The organism is Actinosynnema sp., from assembly GCF_052038725.1.
This window is the reverse complement of record NZ_JBQGCX010001267.1, coordinates 1-6,898: the sequence shown is the minus strand read 5'-3', so window position 1 is coordinate 6,898 and position 6,898 is coordinate 1. Positions and strand designations below refer to the sequence as shown.

Below are 6,898 nucleotides of genomic sequence, written 5' to 3'. Positions count from 1 at the left end.
CGGGGCGGGGGGGCCCCCCCGGGCGGGGGGGGACCGACGGGGTTCCCCGCGCGGGGTGCCGCCACGCCCCGGGGGGGGGGGGCCCCCGGCGCCCAGGGGGGGCGGGGTCGTCCCCAGGTCTACCGCGAGCACAACCCCCTTGTCGCGCAACGCCTACAGCCTGCCCGCCAGTTCCTCGGCGATCTCGTAGGTGTTGAGGGCGGCGCCCTTGCGCAGGTTGTCCCCGCACACGAAGAAGTCGAGCGCGTTCGGGAAGTCCAGCGCCTGGCGGACCCGGCCGACGTAGGTCGGGTCGCCGCCCACGACGTCGGCGGGCGTCGGGAAGCGCAGGGCCTCCGGCTCGTCCACCAGGACGACCGACGGCTGCTCCTCGAAGATCTTGTGCGCCTGCTCGACGGTCACCGGCCGCTCGAACACGGCGTGGACGGCCAGCGAGTGCGTGGTCACCACGGGCACCCGCACGCAGGTCGCCGACACCTTCAGGTCCGGGATGCCGAGGATCTTGCGGGACTCGTTGCGGACCTTCAGCTCCTCGCTGGTCCACCCGTCGTCCTTGAGGGACCCGGCCCACGGCACCACGTTCAGCGCCAGCGGCGCGGGGAACGGCGAGTCGGACACCGGCAGGCCCGCCGCGTCGAGCACCTCGCGCACGTCGCCCGCGCGCTCGCCGACCTGCTTGCCGGAGACGGCCTCGACCTCGGCGCGGAGCCGGTCGATCGCGGCCTGCCCGCCGCCGGACGCGGCCTGGTAGGAGGCGACGACCAGCTCGCGCAGCCCGAACTCGCGGTGCAGCGCGCCGATCGCGGCCATCATCGACAGCGTCGTGCAGTTGGGGTTGGCGATGATCCCCTTGGGACGCTCGCCGATCTTGTCCGCGTTGACCTCGGGCACCACCAGGGGCACCTCGTCGTCCATGCGGAACGCGCCGGAGTTGTCCACGGCGACCGCGCCGCGCTCGGCGGCGATCGGCGCCCACCGCGCGGACACCTCGTCGGGCACGTCGAACATGGCGACGTCGACGCCGTCGAACGCCTCGGGGGTCAGCTCGACGACGGTGAGCTCCTCGCCGCGCACGGTGATCTTCTTGCCCGCCGAGCGGGCGGAGGCGATCAGCCGGATCTCACCCCACGGCACGGTCTCCCGGTTGTTGATGATCGAGATCATCACCGTGCCGACCGCGCCGGTGGCGCCGACCAGTGCCAGAACCGGACCGCCGCTCATCGGCCGCTACCCCCGTACACGACAGCCTCCTCGTCGCCGCCGAGCTCGAACACGTCGTGCAGCGCGCGCACGGCGTCGTCGAGCTGGGTGTCCCTGCAGATGACCGAGATGCGGATCTCCGAGGTGGAGATGATCTCGATGTTCACGCCCGCGTTGGACAGCGCCTCGCAGAACGTTGCGGTCACCCCGGGGTGCGAGCGCATCCCCGCGCCGACCAGCGAGACCTTGCCGACGTGGTCGTCGTAGATGACCTTCTCGAAGCCGATCTCGCCGCGCGCCTTCTCCCGGGCGGCCACCGCGCGGGGGCCGTCGTCCTTGGGCAGCGTGAACGTCACGTCGGTGCGACCGCTGACGGCCTGCGAGACGTTCTGCACGACCATGTCGATGTCGATCTCGGCCTCGGCGACGACGCGGAAGATCCGCGCGGCCACGCCGGGGTGGTCGGGCACCGCCGTGACCGTGACCTTGGCCTCGGACCGGTCGTGCGCGACGCCGGTGATCATCGCCTGTTCCACGGGAAGGTCCTCCACTGATCCGGAGACCGTGGTCCCCGGCTTGTTGCTGAACGAGGAGCGGACGTGCACGGGCACGTTGTAGCGGCGGGCGTACTCGACGCAGCGCAGCATCAGCACCTTGGCGCCGCAGGCGGCCATCTCCAGCATCTCCTCGTAGGAGATGCTCTCCAGCCGCTTGGCGTTCGGCACGATGCGCGGGTCGGCGGTGAAGACGCCGTCCACGTCGGTGTAGATCTCGCACACGTCCGCCTTGAGGGCGGCGGCCAGCGCGACGGCGGTGGTGTCCGTGCCGCCCCGGCCGAGCGTGGTGATCTCCTTGGTGCCCTGGCTGACGCCCTGGAAGCCCGCGACGATCGCGATGTGGCCCTCGGCGAGAGCGTCCTGGATGCGGCTGGGCGTCACGTCGATGATGCGCGCCTTGCCGTGCACCTCGGTGGTGATCACGCCCGCCTGCGAGCCGGTGTAGGACCGGGCGGACGCGCCGAGGGAGCTGATCGCCATGGCCAGCAGGGACATCGAGATGCGCTCGCCCGCGGTGAGCAGCATGTCGAGCTCGCGGCCCGGCGGCACCGGGGCGACCTGGTGGGCGAGGTCGAGCAGCTCGTCGGTCGAGTCGCCCATCGCGGAGACCGCCACGACGACGTCGTTGCCCGCTTTGCGCGTCGCGACGATCCGCTCGGCCACCCGTTTGATCCGCTCGGCGCTCTCCACCGAGGAACCGCCGTACTTCTGGACGACGAGCGCCACCGCGTTCTCCTCCCAGGTCAGGAAACCCCTGTTCGCACGGCAGACTACCCGGACCACTGAGTGGACAGGCCCCGCCGTGGCCGGCACTACCCTCGTCGCCGTGCCGACCGTGGACGCAGGACCCGACAGCCCCGAGCGCGCGCCGTCGACGCGCGGACCCCTGGCCGGCCTGGCGGAGCACCGGTTCGCGCCGGTCATCGCCCCCGGCGCGCTCTACCTGCTGGTGAGGCTGCTCGGGGTGCTGGTGCTCGCGCTGATGTCCGAGCACTGGGACAAGGACGTCGCGAAGGTGCTCACCTCGTGGGACGGGCAGTGGTTCCTGGGCATCGCGGAGGGCGGGTACGGGGGCGTCACGCCAGCGCTGGTGGACGCGTTCGGCAGGCGCTCGGCGGAGACGCCGCTGGCGTTCTTCCCCGGCTACCCGCTGCTGGTGGGCTGGGTGGGGGCGCTGCCGGGGGTGTCCGCGGTGGGCGCGGCGTTCTCGGTGAGCCTGGTGAGCGGGGTGTTCTGCGCGTACGGCCTGCACCGGCTGGGGCGCTCGGTGCGCGGCGGGTCGGAGCGGGCCGGGCTGGTGCTGGTGGTGCTGTTCGCCGCGTCGCCGATGGCCGTGGTGCTGTCGATGGCCTACTCGGAGGCGCTGTTCTGCGCGCTGGCCGCGTGGTCGCTGGTGGGCGTGGTGGAGCGGCGCTGGGTGCTGGCCGGGCTGTGCGCGGCCGGGGCCGGGCTGGTGCGGCCGACGGCGGGCGCGCTGGTGCTGGCGGTGGGGCTGGCCGCGCTGGTGGCGGTGTGGCAGCGGCGGGACGGGCTGCGGCCGTGGGTCGGCGGGGTGCTGGCGCCGCTGGGGGTGCTGGGCTACCTCGCGTTCGTGGCGGTGCGCACCGGGCGGCTGGACGGCTGGTTCGCGGTGCAGCAGCGCGGCTGGGGGTCGAGGTTCGACGGCGGGGCGGCGACCTGGAGGTTCACCTGGGAGATCCTGGCGAACCCGAGGTCGGTGCTGGAGCTGGTGACGGTGTGGCTGCTGCTGGGCGGGCTCGCGCTGGTGGTGGTGTGCGCGCGGCGGCGGCTGGAGTGGCCGCTGGTGGTGTACGCGGTGGGCGTGATCGTGATGGACCTGGGCTCGAACGGGCTGATGAACTCCAAGGCCCGGCTGCTGCTGCCCGCGTTCGCGCTGCTGCTGCCGATCGCGCTGTCGCTGGCCAAGCGGAAGACGGGCACGGTGGTGTCGGTGCTGGCGGGCGTGGCGGTGTTCGGCGCGTGGTTCGGGGCGTACTCGATCACCGCGTGGCAGTACGCGATCTGAGCTGACCGGGAAGGCGGGAGAGGGCTGTGGCGCGGAACGGCGCGGGGCAGGACGGGCCGGGGCAGGACGGGACGGGGCAGGACGGTGCAGGGCAGGGCGGCCTCGAACTGGCCGGGGTCATCGCGGACCGGTGGAGCCCCAGGGCGTTCGACGCGGGCGCGGCGCTCGGCGACGACGAGGCGCGCTCGCTGTTCGAGGCCGCGCGGTGGGCAGCCTCACACGGGAACACCCAACCGGCCCGGTTCCTGCTCGCCCGGCGCGGCGAGCAGGCGCACGAGCGGGTCTTCGCGGCGCTCAGCCGGGGCAACCGGACCTGGGCCGGATCGGCGTCCGCGCTGGTCGTGGCCGCGCTGGTCACCTCGGACGCCAGGGGCCCGCTGCCGAACGCGGAGTTCGGGCTGGGGCTGGCGGTGCAGAACCTGGTGCTCCAGGCGGTGCACCTCGGGCTGGTCGCGCACCAGATGGGCGGATTCGACCCCGAAGCGCTCCGGGAAGCGTTTTCCATTCCCGAGGACGTGCGCCCCGTCGTGGTGATCGCGATCGGCCGGGAGGGCGACGGCTCGGATTTGCCGGAAGACCTGCGCGAGAAGGGCACAAGGCCCCGCAGGCGCAAGCCGCTGGCCGAGACGGTGTTCTCGCAGGAATGGGGAGAAGCCGCTTTCACCCCGGAAGCTCCCGCCACGCCGTGACGGGAGTCCAGGTGAGGGCGACCTCGTTCAGCGAGCGATCAGCCGTGCCAGCAGACTGGTCACGACCAGCCAGAACACGGCCGCGAGACCGTAGTTGACGATCAGCTCGACGCTCTCGTCGGAGAACTGGAACAAACCGGGGAAGAACAGTGCCAGCGGGTTGGCCAGCTGCGAGATGAACTGGAAGAACGCGTTGGTCGACTCGGCCCCGAGGAGCACCATGAGGATGAACAGGACCTCGATGACCGCGAAGACGACCCCGACCCCGCTGATCACCCTGGCAGCGGTGTAGCTCCCGCTGCTCGCACGAGTGGTGGAACGCCATCTGGACATGGCCGAGAAATGCCCGAGCCCCGTTCCAGCGAAACACGATGGGGTGAAATTCCACCATCTGGGCTCCCCCTCGCACCAGTCTGGGGGTTGTGGTTAACCTGGTGAGCGTGCAGCGCAACCTCCTGCTTCGCCGCCGTGACGGGGTCTGACCAGACCGGCCCCCCGTCGCGGGTCCGAGCGTTGCCGCCGGTCGTCCTCCAGAACCGGCGCCAGGAGCACCAGAGCCCATGAGCACCATCTCGCCCGACGCGTACAGCACCGGCACCAGCCGCATCCGCCCTCCCGCCCGCCCGGCCCCCGAGGGCCAGCCCGCGTGGAACCCGCAGCGCGGCACGTCCATGCCGGTGCACCGCTACCGCCCGTTCCACGAGCTGGTCGAGACCGTCGACCTGCCCGACCGCACCTGGCCCGCCAAGCGGATCACCCAGGCGCCGCAGTGGTGCGCGGTGGACCTGCGCGACGGCAACCAGGCGCTGATCGACCCGATGTCGCCCGCCCGCAAGCGCAAGATGTTCGACCTGCTGGTGCGCATGGGCTACAAGGAGATCGAGGTCGGCTTCCCGGCCGCCTCGCAGACCGACTTCGACTTCGTCCGCGAGATCATCGAGGACGGCGCGGTGCCGGACGACGTCACCATCCAGGTGCTGACCCAGTGCCGCCCGGAGCTGATCACCCGCACGTACGAGTCGCTGCGCGGCGCGCACAAGGCGATCGTGCACTTCTACAACTCGACCTCGGTGCTCCAGCGCAGGGTCGTGTTCCGCGCCGACCGCGACCGGATCAAGGCGATCGCCACCGACGCGGCGCGGTTCGCGCTGGAGGAGGCGAAGAAGTACCCGGAGACGGAGTTCCGCTACGAGTACTCGCCCGAGTCCTACACCGGCACCGAGCTGGCCTACGCGCTGGAGGTGTGCGACGCGGTCTCGGAGATCATCGCGCCCACCCCCGAGCTGCCGATGGTGATCAACCTGCCCGCGACCGTCGAGATGGCGACGCCGAACGTGTACGCCGACTCGATCGAGTGGATGTCGCGCAACCTGGCCCGGCGTGAGTCGATCGTGCTGTCGCTGCACCCGCACAACGACCGCGGCACCGGTGTGGCCGCCGCCGAGCTGGGCTACCTGGCGGGCGCGGACCGCATCGAGGGCTGCCTGTTCGGCAACGGCGAGCGCACCGGCAACGTGTGCCTGGTGACGCTGGGCATGAACATGTTCAGCCAGGGCGTCGACCCGCAGATCGACTTCTCCGACATCGACGAGATCCGCCGCACGGTCGAGTACTGCAACCAGCTGCCCGTGCACGAGCGGCACCCGTACGGCGGCGACCTGGTGTTCACCGCGTTCTCCGGCAGCCACCAGGACGCCATCAAGAAGGGCTTCGAGGCGCTGGAGGCGGACGCGAAGGACGCCGACAAGCACGTCGACGAGTACCCGTGGGAGGTCCCGTACCTGCCCATCGACCCGAAGGACGTCGGCCGCAACTACGAGGCGGTCATCCGGGTCAACTCCCAGTCCGGCAAGGGCGGGGTGGCGTACGTGATGAAGAGCGAGCACCACCTGGACCTGCCGAGGCGGCTGCAGGTGGAGTTCTCGCGGGTGATCCAGGAGGTCACCGACACGCAGGGCGGCGAGGTCGGCCCGAAAGAGATCTGGGACGCCTTCGCGGACGAGTACCTGCAGGGCGTCGTGCCGCTGCGCCTGCTGAAGCACGAGCTGTCCAGCGACGGCACCGGCTCGGAGTCGATCAAGGCCGTGCTGGTGGTCGACGGCGAGACCCAGGACGTGACGGGCACCGGCAACGGGCCGATCGCCGCGTTCGTGGACGCGCTGGCGTCGGTGGGCTACGACGTCCGGGTGCTGGACTACTCGGAGCACGCCCTGTCCTCCGGCGACGACGCCCGCGCGGCCTCGTACGTGGAGTGCTCGGTGGGCGACCGCGTGCTGTGGGGCGTCGGCGTCGACAGCTCCACCGTGGCCGGGTCCCTGCGGCCCCTGGTGGCGGCCGTGACCCGCGCCACCCGCTTGTCGCGCCCCCCCCGCGCCCCCCTCCCCCCCGCCCGGGGGGGCCGCGGCGGCGTCCGGGGTCGTGCAGCG

General features: G+C 71.8%; 5 protein-coding genes and 1 pseudogene. 3 read left to right on the top strand and 3 right to left on the bottom strand.

Annotated features, from left to right (window positions below; genetic code table 11):
- Positions 1–153: 153 nt before the first annotated feature.
- Positions 154–1,221: an aspartate-semialdehyde dehydrogenase gene (locus ACTUAL_RS26775; protein ID WP_440902187.1), complete on the bottom strand. Its 1,068-nt coding sequence runs from the start codon at positions 1,219–1,221 to the stop codon at positions 154–156.
- Positions 1,218–2,483, bottom strand: a complete 1,266-nt coding sequence (locus tag ACTUAL_RS26770) for an aspartate kinase (RefSeq protein ID WP_440902186.1) — start codon at positions 2,481–2,483, stop codon at positions 1,218–1,220. Before ACTUAL_RS26770 ends, ACTUAL_RS26775 begins: the two co-directional genes overlap by 4 nt.
- A gap of 76 nt (positions 2,484–2,559) precedes the next feature.
- Between ACTUAL_RS26770 and ACTUAL_RS26765 the strand changes: the two genes are divergently transcribed.
- Positions 2,560–3,783: a mannosyltransferase family protein gene (locus ACTUAL_RS26765; protein WP_440902185.1), complete on the top strand. Its 1,224-nt coding sequence runs from the start codon at positions 2,560–2,562 to the stop codon at positions 3,781–3,783.
- A gap of 26 nt (positions 3,784–3,809) precedes the next feature.
- Positions 3,810–4,472, top strand: coding sequence for a nitroreductase family protein (locus ACTUAL_RS26760; protein ID WP_440902184.1), 663 nt, complete (start codon positions 3,810–3,812; stop codon positions 4,470–4,472).
- A 27-nt stretch (positions 4,473–4,499) separates the two neighbouring features.
- Here the strand turns inward: ACTUAL_RS26760 and ACTUAL_RS26755 are convergent, their stop codons facing one another.
- A complete protein-coding gene (locus ACTUAL_RS26755) occupies positions 4,500–4,805 on the bottom strand; it encodes a hypothetical protein (protein WP_012782848.1) in 306 nt (101 codons plus the stop codon).
- Between the two features lie 227 nt (positions 4,806–5,032).
- Between ACTUAL_RS26755 and leuA the strand changes: the two are divergent.
- Positions 5,033–6,826: pseudogene (gene leuA, locus ACTUAL_RS26750) on the top strand (2-isopropylmalate synthase); the annotation flags it as partial.
- Positions 6,827–6,898 lie beyond the last annotated feature (72 nt).